This window comes from Pseudoxanthomonas sp. 68-E7 (assembly GCF_057773145.1).
In genome coordinates, this window is the sequence record NZ_JBYMTI010000003.1 from 367,811 (window position 1) to 387,395 (window position 19,585).

14 protein-coding genes and 1 pseudogene are annotated in these 19,585 nt (G+C 67.3%); 6 read left to right on the forward strand and 9 right to left on the reverse strand.

Annotation, left to right across the window (positions count from 1 at the left end):
* Nucleotides 1-25: 25 nt before the first annotated feature.
* From gyrB to dnaA, 5 genes and pseudogenes are all read right to left on the reverse strand, one after another.
* Complete coding sequence (gene gyrB, locus AC3DE2_RS09740; protein ID WP_295376699.1) at nt 26-2,464, reverse strand: DNA topoisomerase (ATP-hydrolyzing) subunit B; 2,439 nt, start codon at nt 2,462-2,464, stop codon at nt 26-28.
* A 126-nt stretch (nt 2,465-2,590) separates the two neighbouring features.
* The gene (recF, locus tag AC3DE2_RS09745; protein WP_488426027.1) at nt 2,591-3,676 is read right to left on the reverse strand and encodes a DNA replication/repair protein RecF; all 1,086 of its coding nucleotides are present in this window, start codon (nt 3,674-3,676) and stop codon (nt 2,591-2,593) included.
* Between the two features lie 258 nt (nt 3,677-3,934).
* A pseudogene (locus AC3DE2_RS09750) lies at nt 3,935-4,132 on the reverse strand (VOC family protein); the annotation flags it as partial.
* A gap of 243 nt (nt 4,133-4,375) precedes the next feature.
* Complete coding sequence (dnaN, locus tag AC3DE2_RS09755) at nt 4,376-5,476, reverse strand: DNA polymerase III subunit beta (RefSeq protein WP_295376695.1); 1,101 nt, start codon at nt 5,474-5,476, stop codon at nt 4,376-4,378.
* A 231-nt stretch (nt 5,477-5,707) separates the two neighbouring features.
* On the reverse strand, nt 5,708-7,033 hold the full coding sequence (gene dnaA / locus AC3DE2_RS09760; protein ID WP_295376693.1) for a chromosomal replication initiator protein DnaA: 1,326 nt from the start codon (nt 7,031-7,033) through the stop codon (nt 5,708-5,710).
* 285 nt (nt 7,034-7,318) lie between these two features.
* Between dnaA and rpmH the strand changes: the two genes are divergently transcribed.
* The 6 genes from rpmH (at nt 7,319) to AC3DE2_RS09790 (ending at nt 14,938) form a co-directional block, all read left to right on the forward strand.
* Nucleotides 7,319-7,459: a 50S ribosomal protein L34 gene (gene rpmH / locus AC3DE2_RS09765; RefSeq protein ID WP_097123437.1), complete on the forward strand. Its 141-nt coding sequence runs from the start codon at nt 7,319-7,321 to the stop codon at nt 7,457-7,459.
* Between the two features lie 88 nt (nt 7,460-7,547).
* A complete protein-coding gene (rnpA, locus tag AC3DE2_RS09770; RefSeq protein WP_295376688.1) occupies nt 7,548-7,973 on the forward strand; it encodes a ribonuclease P protein component in 426 nt (141 codons plus the stop codon).
* A gap of 13 nt (nt 7,974-7,986) precedes the next feature.
* Nucleotides 7,987-9,702 carry a membrane protein insertase YidC gene (yidC, locus tag AC3DE2_RS09775; protein ID WP_295376685.1) on the forward strand — a complete coding sequence of 572 codons (1,716 nt, stop codon included), beginning with the start codon at nt 7,987-7,989 and terminating at the stop codon, nt 9,700-9,702.
* Between the two features lie 108 nt (nt 9,703-9,810).
* The gene (locus AC3DE2_RS09780) at nt 9,811-12,477 is read left to right on the forward strand and encodes a polysaccharide deacetylase family protein (protein WP_488426028.1); all 2,667 of its coding nucleotides are present in this window, start codon (nt 9,811-9,813) and stop codon (nt 12,475-12,477) included.
* Nucleotides 12,474-13,823, forward strand: coding sequence for a tRNA uridine-5-carboxymethylaminomethyl(34) synthesis GTPase MnmE (mnmE, locus tag AC3DE2_RS09785; protein WP_295376680.1), 1,350 nt, complete (start codon nt 12,474-12,476; stop codon nt 13,821-13,823). Before AC3DE2_RS09780 ends, mnmE begins: the two co-directional genes overlap by 4 nt.
* A gap of 92 nt (nt 13,824-13,915) precedes the next feature.
* Nucleotides 13,916-14,938 (forward strand): energy transducer TonB, encoded by a 1,023-nt coding sequence (locus tag AC3DE2_RS09790; protein ID WP_295376678.1) that lies wholly within the window; start codon nt 13,916-13,918, stop codon nt 14,936-14,938.
* Between the two features lie 86 nt (nt 14,939-15,024).
* On the opposite strand, the gene AC3DE2_RS09795 is transcribed toward AC3DE2_RS09790, so the two are convergent.
* From AC3DE2_RS09795 to AC3DE2_RS09810, 4 genes are all read right to left on the reverse strand, one after another.
* A complete protein-coding gene (locus tag AC3DE2_RS09795) occupies nt 15,025-16,206 on the reverse strand; it encodes an ABC transporter permease (protein ID WP_488426029.1) in 1,182 nt (393 codons plus the stop codon).
* Complete coding sequence (locus AC3DE2_RS09800) at nt 16,203-16,949, reverse strand: ABC transporter ATP-binding protein (protein ID WP_295376674.1); 747 nt, start codon at nt 16,947-16,949, stop codon at nt 16,203-16,205. Before AC3DE2_RS09800 ends, AC3DE2_RS09795 begins: the two co-directional genes overlap by 4 nt.
* A 64-nt stretch (nt 16,950-17,013) precedes the next feature.
* On the reverse strand, nt 17,014-18,528 hold the full coding sequence (locus AC3DE2_RS09805; RefSeq protein WP_488426030.1) for an alpha/beta fold hydrolase: 1,515 nt from the start codon (nt 18,526-18,528) through the stop codon (nt 17,014-17,016).
* 190 nt (nt 18,529-18,718) lie between these two features.
* Nucleotides 18,719-19,528, reverse strand: a complete 810-nt coding sequence (locus tag AC3DE2_RS09810; protein WP_488426147.1) for a ferredoxin--NADP reductase — start codon at nt 19,526-19,528, stop codon at nt 18,719-18,721.
* Between the last annotated feature and the right edge of the window lie 57 nt (nt 19,529-19,585).

Genomic DNA, 19,585 nt, shown 5'->3' on the forward strand with positions numbered 1-19,585 from the left:
CGGCCTCCGGCGCGACCTGCATGGATCAGACGTCGAGGTTGGCGACCTTCAGCGCGTTGGCTTCGATGAAATCGCGGCGCGGTTCCACCACATCGCCCATCAGCGTGCTGAAGATCTGATCCGCGGCGACCGCATCCTCGATGCGGACCTGCAGCAGCCGGCGCGTATCCGGATTGACCGTGGTGTCCCACAGCTGTTCCGGATTCATTTCACCCAGGCCCTTGAAGCGCTGGATGCTGCGGCCCTTCTTCGCCTCGTCGAGCAACCACGCCTGCACTTCCGCGAAGCTCTCGATGGCCTGGGTCTTGTTGCCACGCACGACGCTGGCGCCTTCGCGGACCAGGCCATGCAGCAGATCCGCCGATTCACGCAACGCACGCAGCTCGCCGCTTTCGAACACCGACAGCGGCAACACCTGGGTCAGTTCCTCGCCCATGTGGCGGCGGGTGGACAACAGCGCGGCCGGGCGCTGTTCGTTGGCGGCCTGCAATTGCAGCGAGTAACGCGGGCTGCCGAGGCCGCCACGGTTGAGCTTGGCTTCCAGCGCATCCAGCTCGGCGCGTTGTTCCTGGTTGCGCGCGACGAACGCCGCGTCCAGCGGCGCCGCGTCGATCAGTGCTTCCAGCAACTGCGGATCGAAACGGTGCGCGTTGCGCGCGATCGCCTCGCGCGCGTTGGCGTAGGCCAGCAACAGCTTTTCCAGCGCTTCGCTCGGAATCGGCGGTTCGGCGTTGGCCGGAATCAGGGAAGCGCCTTCGACCGCGCTGTTGGCGAGGTAGACGTTCAACGCCGCATCGTCCTTCAGGTACAGCTCCTGCTTGCCCTGCTTGAGCTTGTACAGCGGCGGCAGGCCGATGTAGACGTGGCCGCGCTCGATCAGTTCCGGCATCTGCCGGTAGAAGAACGTCAGCAGCAGCGTGCGGATGTGGGATCCGTCCACGTCGGCGTCGGTCATGATGATGATGCGGTGGTAGCGCAGCTTGTCCGGGTTGTACTCGTCCTTGCCGATGCCGGTGCCGAGCGCGGTGATCAGGGTGCCGACCTCGGCCGAGGACAGCATGCGATCGAAACGCGCGCGTTCCACGTTGAGGATCTTGCCGCGCAGCGGCAGCACCGCCTGGTTCTTGCGGTTGCGGCCCTGCTTGGCGGAGCCGCCGGCGGAGTCACCCTCGACGATGAACAGTTCCGACAGCGCCGGATCCTTCTCCTGGCAGTCGGCGAGCTTGCCGGGCAGGCCGGCGATGTCCAGCGCGCCCTTGCGGCGGGTGAGCTCGCGGGCCTTGCGGGCGGCTTCGCGGGCACGGGCGGCGTCGACCACCTTTTCCGCGATGGCACGGGCCTCGTTGGGGTGTTCCTGGAGGAACTCCTCCAAACGTGCACCGAACGCGGCCTCAACAGCCGGCTTCACGTCGGAACTGACCAGTTTCTCCTTGGTTTGCGAGGAGAAGCTGGGATCCGGCACCTTCACCGACAGTACCGCGATCATGCCTTCGCGCATGTCGTCGCCGGACAGGTTGACCTTGGCCTGCTTGGCAATGCCGTTCTGTTCGATGTAGTTGCTCAGGGTGCGGGTCAGCGCCGCGCGGAAACCCGCGAGGTGGGTGCCGCCATCCTTCTGCGGGATGTTGTTGGTGAAACAGAACATCGTTTCCTGGTAGGCGTCGGTCCACTGCAGGGCCACGTCCACGGTGATGCCGTTGGTTTCGCCGGTCACCGAGATGACGTTCGGGTGCAGCGGCGTCTTCAGCTGGGCCAGGTGCTCGACGAAGCTGCGGATGCCGCCTTCGTACTGGAACACGTCCTGGCGGCCTTCGCCGCGCTCGTCGATCAGGGTGATCTTCACGCCCGAGTTGAGGAACGACAGTTCGCGCAGGCGACGGGCCAGGATGTCGTAGTGGAACTCCACGTCGGTGAAGATTTCCGCCGACGGCCAGAAACGCGTCAACGTGCCGCGCTTGGTCGAGGCCTCCAGCTGTTTCAGCGGATACACCGGTTCGCCGAGGTGGTATTCCTGCTCGTGGTGGAAGCCGTCGCGCCAGATGTCGAGCGTGAGCTTGTTCGACAGTGCATTGACCACCGACACGCCGACGCCGTGCAGGCCGCCGGAAACCTTGTAGCTGTTGTCGTCGAACTTACCGCCGGCGTGCAGCACGGTCATGATGACTTCGGCCGCCGAAACGCCCTCTTCCTTGTGGATATCGACCGGAATGCCGCGGCCGTTGTCCGACACCGAAACCGAGCCGTCCTCGTGGATCTTCACGATCACGTCGTCGGCATGGCCCGCCAGGGCTTCGTCGATCGAGTTATCGACGACTTCGAACACCATGTGATGCAGGCCGGTGCCGTCGTGCACGTCGCCGATGTACATGCCGGGGCGCTTGCGTACCGCTTCCAGGCCACGGAGGACGGTGATTTTGCTGGAGTCGTAATTGCCGTTCGGTGCAGGAATCGTTTCGTCGGTCATTCGCTTCGTGGTCGGCTGCATAGCCGCTGGTGCCGGACCGGGGAACGCCGGGCAGGCACGCAGCTATAGGGATACGAAGCGAAATTATAGCATCCCGGGGCACCCGGCCCCGGCATGCCACGGCTGTCAGACAGGAGACAGTTGACCGTGTTCCACGTGGAACCGGGTTGGCGACACGCCCATTTCCTGCAACGCGGGCGGGAATTCGGTGCCGGTGATGAACACCTGGGCGCCACTGCCCAGCAGGCGTTCGAGCACCCGTCGCTGGTGGCCACGATCCAGCTCCGAGGCCAGGTCATCCAGGGCGATTACTGGCCATTCGCCGCGGCGGTCCGCGTAATCCTCGGCCTGGGTCAGCAGGCAGGCCAGCGCGGTGAGCTTGGCCTGGCCACGGGACAGCGCTTCCCGGGCGGGGCAGGCGGCATAGTCCACCCGCCAGTCGGCACGATGGGGCCCCACCGAGGTATGGCCGGCGGCGCGATCGCGGTCCCTGGCCAGCAGCAACGCATCCGCCAGGGACAGCTCATGCCGCCGCCAGCCCGGCTGGAATTCGAGGCTGGCACGGCCGAGTCCCGGCACCAGCTCACCCGCCATCCTGCCCAGGCGTAGCTGCAACTGCTCCAGGTACTGGAGCCGCCGCTGGGTCAGTGGCTCGCCGGATTCGGCCAGCTCGTGATCCCATGCATCCAGCTGGGCTCCGCCGATTCCGGACTTGAGCAGCGCATTGCGCTGCTTGAGCGCGCGGGCATAGCGCCGCCACAGACCGAGAAATTCCTGTTCCACGTGAAACAGACCCCAGTCGATGAAGCGGCGGCGAGGTTCACCGCCTCCGGTCACCAACGCATGGCTGCCCGGTTCGAAGCTGACGACCGCCAAGGCGGCACAGAGTTCTCCCAACTGGGCCACCGTCTCGCCGTCCAGCCGGCCGGTCCAGGCCTGGCCGCTGTGGCGCAGGCCTGCACGACGGGGGCGGGGCGATGCGGCTTCTTCCCATTCGACGAAGACCTCCACCGCCTCCGCGCCGGTGCGGACCAGTCCATCCCGCACCCGGCCCCGGAAGCTGCGGCCATAGGCCATCAGGTGCAAGGCCTCCAGCAGACTGGTCTTGCCGGCGCCATTGTCTCCGGTGATCAGGTTCAAGCCGGCCGCGGGCTGCAGGCTGGCCTGGTCGAAACGGCGCAGGCCGGCCACGGTCAAGCGGGTCACACGCATGGCTGAGACGCTCCGGTCGAACGGGGGCGGTCTGCGGGCGGACGTCGGAAAGCCACCGGAACCGGCGGAAGCGAGCGGGGGAGCATGCCGGGATCTTACCGGGATCGGCGCCCCGGATACGGCTCCGAACAGGTGGGGGCGACGTCGCGCGCGGTTCCACTCAGATCCAGCGGTTGGCCTCCTCTTCGAAACTGGTACGGCAGGGCTTGCCCCAGGCAGAACAATGGCCGCCCGGTGCCTGCATGACCACCAGCCCGCCTGACGGCTGACCAGGGTGGCGCCGCCCCGTTCGAGCCGCCCGATTTCGGCGGGTATCGAGTCCCTCTCCAGGTCCAGATGCATCCGTGGCGCATGCTGGGCCCGCTGGAGAATCGCCTGGACCTCGCCTGACGTGGTCTGCGACTGGGGATGAAGCGGTCCTTTCCCTGAGGAGCATCCCGGGGAGCGGACAGCCAGCGCGGGGCTTCAGAAAGCCACTTCCGCCACGAGATCGTCCATTCCGCAGTCGATGACGAGGTTTCCCAATCGCGTCCTTTGCGTGTTCAGGCCCGCGCGTGGCCTGGGGAGCGAACGCTTCCAGCAAGAAGGCCCTCGCAGCGATGGCGTGATTCCCGGAATGCCTCCGGATTTTCCGGTCCCCAAAACGAAAACGCCCGGCATCAAGCCGGGCGAAATTCGTGTTCCACGTGAAACCGAATGTCAGAGACGCAGCGGCATGACCACGTGGCGGGACTTTTCACTGCTCGCTTCGCGCACCAGTGCGGAGGAATTGGCATCCCGCAGCTGGATCACGACCTGTTCGTCGCGCAGGGCGCTGAGGGCGTCCAACAGGTAATTGACGTTGAAACCGATGGCCAGGCCGTCAACCTTGGTGTCGGCCTCGATTTCTTCCTGGGCTTCTTCCTGCTCCGGGTTGTGTGCACTGATGCGCAGCTGACCGGGGGACACTTCCACCCGCACGCCGCGGTATTTCTCGTTGGACAGGATCGCCGCGCGCTGCAGGGCGGCACGCAGTACCTCGCGATCCAGCAGCACTTCGCGATCCGCGCCAATCGGAATGACCGCGGCGTAGTCCGGGAAGCGGCCATCGATCAGCTTGGAAGTGAACGTCACATCGTCACGCTTGACCCGGATGTGGCTGCGGCCGACTTCCAGTTCCAGCGCCCGGTCGCCGCCTTCCAGCAGTCGCTGCAGTTCGGTCACGCCCTTGCGCGGCACGATGATCTGGCGCTTGGACAGCGGCGCGCCTTCCAACGTGGCCTCGCACAGCGCCAGCCGGTGACCGTCTGTGGCCACGCAGCGCAGAGTGCGGTCGGCCAGATCGAACAGCAGGCCGTTGAGGTAATAGCGCACGTCCTGCTGCGCCATCGCGAACGCCGTGCGTTCGATCAGCTCCTTCAGCGTCGCTTCCGGCACGTCCACCCGCTCGGTCGCCTCGACTTCATCCACCGACGGGAAATCGTTGGCCGGCAGCGTGGCCAGGGTGAAACGGCTGCGCCCGGCCTGCACGGTGACCTTGTCGGCCGACTGGCTGACCGTGACCTTGCTGCCGTCGGGCAGGGCGCGGACGATCTCGAACAGCTTTCGCGCGGGGATCGTGGTTTCACCGTCCTGGGCGTCTTCGACCGCGCTGCGCGCGATCATTTCCACTTCCAGATCGGTGCCGGTCAGCGACAGCTGGCCGTTCTGCACCTGCACCAGGAAGTTCGCCAGGACCGGCAGGGTCTGCCGCCGTTCGACCACGTTGACCACCTGGGCCAACGGCTTGAGGAATGCTTCGCGCTGAAGGCTGAAACGCATGTCGGTGGGTGCCCCTTGTGCCTTGTGCTTCTAAAAAGAAGTGAAAGATCTTAAAAACTGGTGGTGATGGTTTCGCCGAAATCAGTGAAGAACCATCACAAACATTTGAATCTCAACGATTTTCCGATAGATCCAACCCCGTGGACAAGCCCCTCGGAAGGGGCCCTGAAACCTGTGGATAAAATCTGGCGGAAAATCCAGCCACAGTTTGTCCACAAGGGAACAGGCCGCTTACTCACTGAGTTTACGGATCAACTTATCCCAATCCTCGCGGAGTTTGCCATCGGTCTCCATCAGGTTCCGGATCTGTCGGCAGGCGTGCAGCACGGTGGTGTGATCGCGGCCGGCGAATGCGTCGCCGATCTCCGGCAGGCTGTGCTCGGTCAGCTCCTTGGCCAGCGCCATCGCCACCTGGCGCGGGCGCGCCAGCGAGCGGGTGCGGCGCTTGGACAGCAGGTCCTTGATCTGCAGGCCGTAGTAGTCGGCCACGGTCTTCTGGATGTTGGGGATGCTGATGGCCTGCTGCTGTGCGCGCAGCAGATCGCGCAGGGTTTCCTGGGCGAACTCCGGGGTGATGGCGCGACCGGTGAAGTTGGCGCGGGCGGCCAGCGTGTTGAGCGCGCCTTCCAGATCGCGCACGTTGCTGCGCATCTTCTTGGCCAGCAGGAACGCCACCTCATCGGGAATCTCGGCGCCGCGATCGCGCGCCTTGGACAGCACGATGGCCGCGCGGGTCTCGAAATCCGGCGGTTCAATCGCCACCGACAGGCCCCAGGCCAAGCGCGATTTCAATCGCGGCTCCAGGCCTTCCACTTCGCGCGGATAGCGATCACAGGTGAGGATGATCTGCTGGCGGCTGTCGAACAGCGCATTGAAGGTGTGGAAGAACTCTTCCTGGGTGCGGTCCTTGCCGGCGAAGAACTGGATGTCGTCGATCAGCAGCGCGTCGACCTGCTGGAAGCGGCGCTTGAACTGATCCATCGACTTTTCGATCAGCGCCTTGGTCATCGCGCTGAAGAACTGTTCCGAACGCAGGTAGAGCACCCGCGCGTTCGGATTCTGCCGGCGCATCTCGTTGCCGGCGGCGAACATCAAGTGGGTCTTGCCCAGGCCGGTGCCGCCGTACAGCAGCAGCGGGTTGTGGGCGCGATCACCCGGCTTCTGCGCCGCCTGCCAGGCCGCCGCGCGACCCAGCTGGTTGCTGCGGCCCTCGACGAAGTTGTCGAAGGTGTAGTGGGTGTCCAGGTTGCCGGCGTAGGGCTCGGAGGCGGCAGGAGCCGCCGGGCCCCCCGGAATGGCGGGTCGGGCCGGTTCCGGCGCACGGGCGCGCGAGCCGATTTCCAGCGAGACCTCGGCATGGCCGGCGAAATAGTCCAGCAGCTCCCGGATCCGGTCCAGATAGCGTTCGCGGACCTGTTCCACGATGAAGGCGTTGGGCGCATACAGGACCACCGCATCGCTGCGCTGTTCGGCCTGCAGCGGCTTCAACCAGGTGTGTACATCCTCTGCCGGAAATTCGGCTTCCAGGCGTTCGAGGCAGCGGGGCCAGGCATCCATCGCGTGAAACAACTCGTTCTTGATAAGGTGTGGAAAACACGCCGTCGCGCCACGCGCCAGCGCGGCCGGAAGGCTGTAAAGAAGGGGTCGGCCAGACTACCACCGCCACCCGGCCGCGCCAATGGCTCCTGTGCATAAGATGTGGATGAATGGACGGTCGGTGATCCCTGGCGAAGCGCGGCCTTGCGCGGCCCATTTCGATCTTCTTCACCGGTGTTGACCGTAACCGGCGGATACCTATAGAATTTCCGGTTCTTTCCATCCGCAACCTCGCACGAGGGCCCCATGGCCACCAAGCGCACTTACCAACCCAGCAATCTCAAGCGCAAGCGCGACCACGGTTTCCGTGCCCGCATGAAGACCGCCGACGGTCGCAAGATCCTGTCGCGTCGCCGCGCGAAGGGCCGCAAGCGCCTCACCGCCTGATGGCTTTGCCGCAGCTCGCGGCCAAGACATCAATCATGCGATGCCCTTGCCAGGAGCCCGCACTGAACGGTGCGGGCTTCTTGCTGTCATGAGCGCAGCGTTTCCACGTCATGCCCGGGTCCGCACGGGCGCCGAGTATGCCCGCGTCTTCGAGAAGTCGCGTCGCTGCGCGGACCCGCTGTTGAGCCTGCATTGGCTGGCCGGTGATCATCCGGCCCGGCTGGGCATGGCCGTTTCCCGCAAGGTCGATACCCGCGCGGTCGGTCGCAACCGCATCAAGCGCCAGTTGCGCGAGCAGTTCCGCAGCCTGCGTCCGCACCTGCCTGGCGGCGACTACGTCGTGGTCGCGCGGCCGCCGGCCAGGACGGCCAGCAATCCGCTGTTGCGGGATACCTTCGTCCGCGTGCTCGTCCGCGCCGGCGCATTGCCGCCGACTCCGGCGGTAGGCACAATGCCGGCGGCCTTGAATTCCCCCTCTTCTCCCTCCACGACACCGGAACCCGACGCCGGTTGAGATTGCCTGTCCGATGAACCAGACCCGTGTTTTCCTGATTTTCGCCTGGCTGATGGTGGCGATCCTGTTGTGGATGGAGTGGGGCAAGTTCAATGCGCCCGCCGCCGCCCCGGCGCCGTTGGCGGCGACCGCCGCCGCGAACCAGGGCAGCACCGTCCCCACCTCCGCGCCCACCGCGCAACCGGGCAGCACGGTGCCGCAGGCGCCCGCGGCCACGCCGGCGGTGACCGCCCCGGCCACGCCTTCGACCGGCCAGCGGGTGACGATCAGCAGCGATGTGCTGAAGCTGGTGCTGGACGGCGGCAGCGTGCTGGAGTCTGAACTGCTGCACTACCCGCAGGACAAGCGCCCCGGCAGCCCGGCGGTCAAGCTGTTCAACCAGGACCCCGCGCATTACTACGTCGCCGAGAGCGGCTGGGTGCCGGCCGGATCCACCCGCGCCGCCCCGAACCACGAGAAGGGCTTCGTGCCCGAAGCCGGCACCGCGTTCGCGCTTGCGGCCGGTGGCAACGAGATCTCCGCGCCCTTCATCTGGCGTGGCCCGGATGGCGTCAGCATTCGTCGCACCTACACGCTCAAGCGCGGCGAATACGCCGTGCAGGTGCGCGACGAGGTGGTCAATGCCGGCGGCACGCCGTGGCAGGGCGCGATCTATCGCCAGTTGACCCGCAACCCGCCGCTGGTCAAGCGCGGCATGACCAACCCGGAATCCTTCAGTTTCAGCGGCGCGACCTGGTATGACGGCGGCTACCAGCGCCGCAAGTTCGACGAGGATTACGTGGCCGATGGCCGCGTGGACTGGCGCGGCACCGGTGGCTGGATCGCGATGCTCCAGCACCACTTCTTCACCGCCTGGATCCCGCAGGCCGCCGACCACACCACCATCTCGCTGGACGAGCCGAAGTACGCCACCGGTCCGCGTCCGCTGATCCGCGACATGGCCGATCCGCTGAACGTCGCGCCGGGCCAGACCGTCGCGACCACCGCGCGCCTGTGGGTCGGTCCCAAGCTGGTCAACAAGATCAAGGCCGAGAACGTGCCGGGCCTGCATCGTGCGGTCGACTACAGCCAGTTCCAGATTTTCGATCTGATCGGCCAGGGCCTGTTCTGGATCCTGGCGCACCTGCACGCGCTGCTGGGCAACTGGGGCTGGTCGATCATCGGCCTGGTCGTGCTGGTGAAGCTGGCGCTGTACCCGTTGTCGGCGGCGCAGTACAAGAGCTTCGCCAAGATGCGCAAGTTCCAGCCGCGCATCCAGCAGCTGAAGGAACGCTACGGCGACGACAAGCAGAAGTTCCAGGTCGCCATGATGGAGCTGTACAAGAAGGAGAAGATCAATCCGATGGGCGGCTGCCTGCCGATCCTGGTGCAGATGCCGATCTTCCTGTCGCTGTACTGGGTGCTGGTGGAGTCGGTGGAACTGCGCCAGGCGCCGTGGTTCGCCTGGATCCAGGATCTGACCGCGCAGGATCCCTTCTTCATCCTGCCGATCCTCAACATGCTGGTGATGTGGCTGACCCAGAAGCTGACGCCGGCGCCGGGCATGGATCCGATGCAGCAGAAGATGATGCAGTTCATGCCGCTGGTGTTCGGCGTGATGATGGCCTTCTTCCCGTCCGGTCTGGTCCTGTACTGGGTCACCAATGGCGCGCTGGGCCTGCTGCAGCAGTGGTGGATGACCAAGCGGCACGGCGAACCGGCCACCACCCCGGCCACCGCCAAGAAGTAAGCCGGCAAGTTCGGCAAGTCACCTCGAAAAACCCGCCGCAAGGCGGGTTTTTCATGGTCGCGGTAACATGCGCGGCCTCTCCCGCCGCAGGTCCGGGCCCGTACCGCAATGCCAATCCGTCGCTTGCTTTCCCTGTCCCTGATGCTGGTGGCCGCTGCCACGCTGGTCGCCTGCGGTGATCGCGGCAAGGCCACGACGGGGGGCGGGGAATCGCAGGCGACCGCAAAGGCGCGCGATGTCCCCGGGCTGGACACCCGAGCGATTGACAGCGAGTTGAAGGCGCAACTGGAGAACCATCGCCGGATCATCGTCCTGCTGGACGACGAAGCGAACTTGCCGCCGGCCGCGCGCGCCAGCGCCAGTGTGATCGGCCAGGGCCTGTTCCACGACAACCTGGAACGCGCCGATCGCCTGCGCGGCCTGTTCGCGGCCCTGCTGGCGCGACCCGAGCCGGAACGCTTCGCCGCCATCGGAGGCCGGCTGGATTACATCGAATCCGCCCCCGACCTGCATGACGCCGACCGGCTGGCGTTCCGCGAGATCCTGCGCGATCTTCAAACGCTGGTCGGCAAGGATTCCTCGCTGCCGGCGATCAAGCTGCACCAGCGCATCGGCGAGGACCTGGACGCGCTGGAGGAAATCGAGCGCAACTACAACCGCGAGATCACCCGCATCTTCAGCCGCTTCGACGCCACCCGCGCGATCGCGCTCAAGCGCGAGAAGTGGGACGACTACGTGGCCAGCCTGCGCAAGCGCTACGACCGCGACGTGCTGCTGCGCGAGTACGGGGTGATCACGCCTTATCCGATGTCGATGGCCGACGATGACCGCGAGGTGTTCGGCCGTGACCTGCCGGCCAGGACGGTGGTGCTGAGTTTCGACGACGGCCCGCACCGCGCCTATACCGAGGAAGTCATCGCGATCCTCAAGCGCTACGACGTGCCGGCGACCTTCTTCCAGGTCGGCCGCAACCTGGGCAGGCTCGACGACAAGGGGCAGGCGGCGCTCGGCCCACTGGCCGGCGTGACCCGCGAACTGATCGCCCAGGGCTACACGGTCGGCAACCACAGCCTCACCCATGCGCAGCTGTCCAAGCAGACCGGCGATGCGCTGCGCAGCCAGATCCTCGATACCGACACCCTGCTGCGCGACATCGACGCGCGCCGCGCGCCGCTGTTTCGTTTCCCGTACGGGGCCCGCAACGCCGAGGGCATGCGCATCCTCGGCGAGGCGAAACTGCGTTCGGTGATGTGGAACATCGACTCGCTGGACTGGGCCGACCCGGTGCCCGAATCGATCGTCCAGCGCGTGCTCGAACAGGTGCAGAAAGAGCAGCGCGGCATCGTCCTGTTCCATGACATCCACGAACGCACGGTCAAGGCGCTGCCGCAAATCCTGGATCGCCTGTCGGCCGAGGGCTACCAGTTCGCCGCCTGGAATGGCCGCGATTTCAGCGTCGCCCGCGCCGCACGCCGCCAGGAGGCCGCGGTCACCACCGGCTACGCGCGCTCCTGGGCGATCGTCATCGGCATCGACGACTATGCGCGCTGGCCGAAGCTGCGCTATGCCGGCAACGACGCCCAGGCGATCGCCGACACCCTGACCGGCCAGTTCGGATTTCCGTCCTCGCAGGTCATCGTGCTCAAGGACAAGGAAGCCACCCGCAACAACATCCTGGCGGCGTTCCACGACCGCCTGGGCCATGGCGGACTCGGCAAGAACGATCGCGTGTTCGTATTCTTCGCCGGACACGGGGCCACCCGCCGGCTGGCCTCGGGGCGCGAGCTGGGCTACATCATCCCGGTCGATTCGGACCCGGCGCAGTTCGCCAGCGACGCCATCGCCATGACCGATATCCAGAACATCGCCGAGAGCCTGGAAGCCAAGCATGTGATGTTCGTAATGGACGCCTGCTACAGCGGCCTGGGCCTGACCCGCGGCGGCAACGGCGCCAGCGCCTACCTGCGCGAGAACGCGCGCCGGACCGCGCGGCAGATGCTGACCGCCGGCGGTGCCGACCAGCAGGTCGCCGACAGCGGGCCCAACGGCCATTCGGTGTTCACCTGGGTGCTGCTGCAGGCCCTGTCGGGCAAGGGTGACCTCAACGGCGACGGCCTCATCACCGGCACCGAACTGGCGGCCTATGTCGCGCCCGCGGTGTCGGGCATCTCGCCGCAGACGCCGGCGTTCGGATCGCTGCCCGGCTCGCAGGGCGGCGAATTCGTGTTCGAGGTGCCGGTCGGCAACGAGTTCCTGACCGCCGGCACGCAGCAACTGTCGACCGAGGCCATCGCGCTCAACGGCAAGGTCGAGGCATCCACGCCCGAGGCGGGCGCGGCGGGCGTGGCGATCCGGGATCTGCAGGGCGACCTGCGCCAGGTCGTCCTGCCGGTCGCCGCCGGTCGTGTGTCCGAGCGCCAGAAGGCGCAGCAGGCCAATGATCGCGGACTTCAGCTGTACAAGGAAAAGCGCTACGCCGAGGCGGAGGAAGCCTTCGCCGAAGCGTTGAAGCTGCGCCCGGATTTCGCCCTGGCCGCCAACAACCTGGGCTTCGTCTACTACCGCCAGGACAAGTTCGCGCAGGCGGCGCGCTGGCTGGAGAACACCGTGCGCATCGATCCCTCGCGCGCGGTCGCGTATCTCAATCTCGGCGACGCCTACCGCCATCTCGGCGATAGCGCCAAGGCGCAGCAGGCTTACCGGACCTATCTCGAACTGCAGCCGACCGGCGCTTCGGCCGACGCCGTGCGCGAACAGATCAGGCAACTGCAATGAACCCGACGTCGCCGCAGGACACCATCGCCGCGATCGCCACCGCGCCCGGTGCGGGCGGAGTCGGCATCGTGCGCCTGTCCGGGCCGCGCGCGCTGGCGATCGCCACCGCGATGTGCCATCGCACGCTGCAACCGCGGTGCGCGCGTTACGTCCGCTTCGATGACGGCGAAGGCGGCACCCTGGATGATGGCATCGCGCTGGCGTTCCCCGCCCCGGCCAGCTTCACCGGCGAGGACGTAGCCGAACTGCAGGCCCACGGCAGTCCGGTGGTGTTGCATGCGCTGGTGGACCGCGCCTGCGCGCTGGGCGCGCGGCGCGCCCGCCCGGGCGAATTCAGTGAACGCGCGTTCCACAACGGCAAGCTGGATCTGGCCCAGGCCGAAGCGGTCGCCGATCTGATCGCCGCATCGGATACGCGCGCCGCGCGGGCCGCGCGGCGTTCACTGGATGGCGTGTTCTCGCGCCGCGTGGAGGCGATCGCCGCCGCCCTGCTGCGCCTGCGCGTGCATGTCGAGGCGGCGATCGATTTCGCCGACGAGTCCATCGAAACGCTCGGCGGTGGCGAAGTCCGCGCGGGCCTGCAGACGGCGCAGGTGGAGTTGCGGCGGCTGCTCGCCGACGCCGAACGTGGGCGCAAGTTGCGCGATGGCCTGCACACGGTGATCGTCGGCCCGCCCAATGCCGGCAAGAGTTCGCTGCTCAACGCGCTGGCCGGCAGCGATCGCGCCATCGTCACCGACGTGGCCGGCACCACCCGCGACACCCTGCACGAGACCATCCGCCTGGACGGGCTCGAATTGCACCTGGTCGATACCGCCGGCCTGCGCGAGGGGGGCGATGCGATCGAGCGCGAAGGCATGCGCCGGGCGCGCGCCGAACTCCAGCGGGCCGATCTGGCCCTGATCGTGGTGGACGCGCGGGACGTGCAGGCCGGGACGGCGGCGGTCGCCGACGTCATCGCCGATGTGCCCCGGCGCCTGTGGATCCACAACAAGATCGATTTGCTTCCGGCGCCGCCGCAGGACACGGACCCCGAGGTGGTCGCCGTATCGGCCGCCACCGGCCATGGGCTGCCGGCGCTGCACGCCCGCCTGCGCGAACTCGCCGGCCAAGGCGCGGGGGAGGGCAGCGAAGGCGAGTTCAGCGCCCGGGCCCGCCATGTCGACGCGCTGCGCCGCGCAGACGGCCACGTGGAACGCGCAAACAGTGAACTGAATCACGAAATGTTGGAGTTGGCGGCCGAGGAGCTCCGGCTCGCGCATGACGCGTTGGGCGAGATTACCGGCAGGATTTCCGCCGACGAGATGCTCGGATACATCTTTTCCACCTTCTGCATCGGCAAATAAGGTGACAAGATTGACAGACGGGGTGTGATCCCGTGTGCTGGGGCACGCGGGGTCCGTTGAGTCACTTTTCGTGTTTCTGGGGGAAACAACCGATGCTGTCGAACCTGCACTACGCCAAGCCGCGCTTGGTGGTACCTCTGCTATTGGTACTGGCCATCGCCGCATGCTCCAAGGATGAACCGGCCACGGCGCCCGCCGCCGACCAGGCCGCCGCCGCCGGCCAGGCTGCGCCACCACCACCGGCGGTCTCGGCGGAAGTCCAGGCCATGAACGTGGACCAGCTCCGCGACGCGGCCACCAACGCGCTGCGCGAGAACCGCATCTATGCGCCCGGCGGCAACAACGCCATGGAGTACTACCTGGCGCTGCGCGACAAGCTGCCCAGCGATCCCGGCGTGACCAGCGCCCTGACCGACCTGATGCCGTACACGCTGATCGCCGCCGAGCAGAGCATCGCGCGCGAGGAGTTCACCGAGGCCCAGCGCCTGTCGGCGATCATCGAGAAGGCCGATCCCAAGGCCCCGGCGCTGCCGCGCCTGAAGCAGAGCATCGCCGCCGCACAGGAAGCGGTGGCCCAGCGCGCCCAGGACACCGAGGCGAAGACCAAGGCCGCCGAGGAAAACCGGCTGAAGGAACAGCAGCGTCTGGCGCAGCAGGCCGAACAGCAGCGCGCGACCGAAGCGGCCGCGGCGCAGCAGCTGGTGCAGCAGCAGGAAGCGGCGCGACAGGAAGCCGAGCGCCAGGCCGCCGCCCGCCGCGAGGCCGAGCAACGCGAAGCGGCCGCGCGCGCCGCCGCGGCGCAGGCACCGTCCACGCCCGCTTCGGCTCCGGCCAGCACGGCCGCGACTCCGGCCGCCAGCAACCAGCTGCGCCCGATCAGCACGCCGGCCCCGCGCTATCCGCCCGAAGCGCTGCGCGCGGGCACGGCCGGCGAAGTGCTGGTCGAGTTCACCGTCGGCACCGACGGTTCGGTCACCTCCGCGCGGGTGGTGCGCGCCACCCCGGCACGGGTGTTCGATCGCGAAGCAGTCAACGCGGCCAAGCGCTGGAAGTTCCAGCCGGTCAGCGAACCGGTCACCACCCGCCGCACCATCGGCTTCAATCCGGGCGGTTGATCCGGCGCGGCAAGCGAAGAAAACACCTGGCAAAAGAAAAGGGGGCGGAAATTCCGCCCCCCTTTTTTCGCGCCGGTGTCCGCGTATCAACCGGAAATCGCCAGGCGCTCCTGGTGGTAGCGACGCACCGCGGCGAACCACAGCAGTGCGGCCAGGCCGAACGCGCAGGCCAGGTAGATGCCCCAGATCTGCGGGCTGATGGCCTCGTTGCGGATGACCTTGAGGATCAGCTGGTTCTGCGCCAGGAACGGCACCGCGAACTGCCACAGCTGGCTCTTCACGGGACTGGCCATCAGCGCGAAGGTCGGCACCATCGGCAGCAGCAGCAGCCAGGTCATGTGGCTCTGTGCTTCCTTCATGCTCTTGGCGCTGGCCGCCAGCCAGGTCAGCAGCGAGGTGCCGATGAACAGCATCGGCAGCAGCACCAGCAGCATCTGCGCCATCGCCGGGAACGACACGTTCAACTGGCGGCCGACGCCGGAGGAAATCTGCGCGCTGATGCGGAACGCCAGCAGGGTCAGGACCAGCGTGCCCATGCCGATCACGCAGGCCGCCGCGATCTTGCCGCTGACCACCGCGCCGCGCGAGGCCGGCGTGGCCAGCAACGGTTCCAGCGATTGCCGTTCGCGTTCGCCGGCGGTGGCGTCGAGGATCAGGTAGGCGCCACCGATGAACGAGGTCAGGATCAGCAGATAGGGCAGCAGCACCGACAGCAGCACGCCGCGCTTGGCTTCCGGTGTCGCCAGATCCTGCGCGCCGATGTTCACCGGCTTGGCCACCGAGGCATCCAGTCCACGCGCCATCAGCCGCAGCGCACCGGCCTGCTGGCTGTAGATCGCCAGGGTGGTTTCCAGCCGACGGCTGGGAATCTCGGCGTCGCGGCGGGTGCTGTCCTTGATGATCTCCACCAGCGCCGGCTTGCCGGCGCGCCAGTCGTTGGCGTAGTCGGGGCTGATGCGCAGGGCGACGTCGATGTCCTGGTTGCGGATGGCGGCGGACAGATCCTTGGGCGGGTCCACCGCCTTGAGGCCGTAGCTGGCCAGGAACGCCACCAGATTGGGCGCGTTTTCCTTGCCGACCACGGGGATGTCCAGGTCCTTGTCGATCTGGGTGCGGGCGCGCTTCTCGGCCAGCGAACCCATGCCCAGCATCAGCGCCGGGTACAGCAGCGGGCCGAGGAACAGCGCCAGGGCGAGCGTGCGGCGATCGCGCGACAGATCCCTGAGTTCCTTGCGCATCACGGTGAAGACGGTACCGAACAGGCTCATGCGTGCAGTCCCTCCTCGGACCCGATCACTTTGACGAAGGCGTCTTCCAGGTTGTCCTCGCCGACCTGCTGGCGCAGCTCGTCGGCGGTGCCGGCGGCGACCACGCGGCCCTTGGCGATGACCACGATGCGATCACACAGCGCGGCGACCTCCTGCATGATGTGGCTGGAGAAGATCACGCAGCGGCCTTCCTCGCGCAGCTGGCGCAGGAAGCCGCGCATCGCGCGCGTGGTCATCACGTCCAGGCCATTGGTCGGCTCGTCGAGGATGACGTTCTTCGGGTCATGCACCAGCGCGCGCGCAATGGCGGTCTTGGTGCGCTGGCCCTGCGAGAACCCCTCGGTCTGGCGATCCAGGATGTCGTCCATGTCCAGCGCCTGCGACAGCTTGCGGGTGCGCTCGGCGATGACCTCGCGCGACAGGCCGTGCAGTTCGCCGAAGTAGGCGATGTTCTCGCGTGCGGTCAGGCGCTTGTACACGCCGCGCGCGTCCGGCAGCACGCCCAGCGCACGGCGCACCATGACCGGGTCGCGCGCGGCATCGACGCCGTCGACCAGTACGCTGCCGCGATCCGGGGACATCAGCGTGTACAGCATGCGCATGGTGGTGGTCTTGCCGGCGCCATTGGGGCCGAGCAGGCCGGTGATCTCGCCGTCGCGGGCCTGGAAGCTGACCGCGTCCACCGCGTTGACCAGACCGGTCTTGGTCTTGAAGCTCTTGTGCAGATCCTGTGCCACGATCATTGAATCTCTCCTGGAATCGCGCCGGTGGTTGGGAAGGGGATGCAGAAATCCATCACGGCGTCCATCACGGCTCCCATCCATTGAAGCTGGTGAAGGCGGGCGTACCGTCGATCGCGTCCAGGCACTTGGCGTCCAGCGCCTTCGCGTCCGCCGATTCGATGAACTGGCTCACCAGCTTGGGCATGCAGCCCTGGCCGATCACGTTGTGGCCCTGGCCGCGCAGGACCAGGTGGCGGCCGTTGGCCAGGCCCTTGAGCACGGCCTCGCCATAGCTCGGCGGCGTGACCGGATCCTGCTCGCCGGACATCAGCAGCGCAGGCACCTTCGACACCAGCGGCTGGTTGAAACCGGCCGGACGTTCGCCCTTCGGCCAGACCGGGCAGGGGCTGAAGAACAGGCGCGCCAGGTCATCGCCCATCACCGTGTCGGCGTCGGCCGGATCCGGCCGGTAGCGATCGGCATCCTCGGCGCAGATCACCGACAGCTGCATGCCGCGCGCCATCTGTCCGGACACCTGGCCGTCCATGAACTTCGCCAGCGACATCAGCGGTCCGTAGCGGCCCTGATCGGCTTCGTCCAGCACCAGCGGCAGCAGCGAGGTGGTCGCCGGCATGTAGGAGAACGCATGGGTCAGGCCGGTCACCGTCGACGCGGACAGCTTGTCCTGCTTTTCCTGGCCGCTGGACGGATCCCGGTAGGTCACCTCCACCGGCGCGGTGGCCAGGCGCTGCTTGAGCGCCAGCAGGCGGGTGCGCAGATCGGTCGGATAGCGTGCGCGGCAGGCCGCGTCGGCCGCGCAGGCCTTGGATTGCAGGGCCAGCGCGTCATCGAAGCGGCGGGCGAACTCGCCGCCGACCACCAGGCTGTTCGGTGCGACGCCGTCGAGCACGATCGCGCGGGTGTGTTGCGGATAGGTGCCGGCGTACTGCTGGGCCACGCGGGTGCCGTAGGACACGCCGATCAGGTTGATCTGCGCGGCGCCGATGGCGGCGCGCACGGCGTCCAGATCATGGATGGCCTCGGTGGTGGTGTAGAAGCGCAGATCGGCGTGCTTGGACAGCGCGTCCACGCACTGGCGCGAAACGGCCTGCAATGCCGCTTCGTCCAGCGAGTCCATGTCGGCGACCGATGTGCCTTCCTCGGAATCGCTGCATTCCAGCGGATTGGAGCGGCCGGTGCCGCGCTGGTCCACCAGCACCACGTGGCGCTGCTTGCGTACCTCGCGCAGGGCCGCGTCGACCATCACCGCGTGCTGGGTCGCGGCCTGGCCGGGACCACCGGCCAGGAAGAACACCGGATCCTCGAGGGCAGCGCCCTCGTCGGTGGCTGGCAGCCAGGCGAGGTTGAGCGCGATCTTGCGGCCCTGCGGGGCCTGCCGGTTCTCCGGCACCTCGAAGGTCGCGCACTGCGCCTCGACGTTGCCGCCAGCGCCGGGTTCGGCCAGCGTGCAGGGCTGGAAGCCGATGCGGCCGTAGTGGCGGCCGGTGGCGGCCTTGTCGGGCGCGGGAGCGTTGTTGCTGCAGGCGGTGAGCGCGAGCAGGCCGGCACAGGCCAGCAGGGTCTTGCGGTGGTGTCGCATGGGCATTCGTCCTGGTTGCGATGCGTTTCAGGATGCCATGACGGTGCCCCGCGCCGGATGTGACCAAAGTGCGGTGATTTTTTTGCCGGGTCCCTGGCGACGCGCGCCAGGGACCGGCACCCCGTCGTCAACGGGGTCCGCCGGGGGCTTCGGGACGGCTGCGATGCGGATCCGTCGGAGGCGGGGGGCGCTATTTGCTGCTGACGTATTTTTCCCGCCGGATCTGCGGGATGGACAGGCCGGCGGCCTTCAGCGCCTCGAAGCAGGCATCCACCATGTCCGGATTGCCACACAGATAGGCGATGTCGGTATCGGCACTGGGCGCGAACTCGGCCAGGTGCTGCTGCACGTAGCCCTGGCGCACATCCGGATGCGGATGGTCCGGCAGCTCGCGGGAGAAGCAGGGCACGAAGCGGAATTGCGGGTGCTGGTCGGCGAAGGCGCGGAAATCGTCGCCGTACAGCAGTTCGGCCGGGGTACGCGCGCCGAACAGCAGCACCACCTCGATGTCGCGCCCGGCGATCTGCTCGGCCAACTGCGGCAGCATCGCCCGGTAGGGGGTCACCCCGGTGCCGGTGGCGATCAGCAGGTAGCGGCGGTTGCGGTCGTTGGGCATCAGGCAGAAGCGGCCGTAGGGCCCGCTGGCATCGACATGGCCACCCTCGGGCAGGCCCTCGAACAGGGCCGTGGCCGCGCCGCCGGGCACGTAGCTGACCGCGATCTCCACCGCCTCGCCCGGCCCCAGCCGGTGGTCGTGAATGGTCGCCAGCGAGTAGCTGCGCTTGGCCGGGGTGCCGTCGGCGTAGCTGAAATGCACCTGGATGAACTGGCCCGGGATGAAATCCAGGGGCTGGCCGTCGTCGCGGACGAAGACATAGTGGCCGACGCTGGGGGCCAGCATGCGGCGCCCCACGAGCTTCAACGGAAAATGGACGATGGCCAAGGTGCTGGGCGATGGAACGGTGTGGTGCCGGGGCCGGCCCGGCGGGGTGCCTATAATAAGCGTTCGTGTCCCCCCGGGCGCCCAGGCCGGCGCCGCAAGGTCCCTACGTGTCCC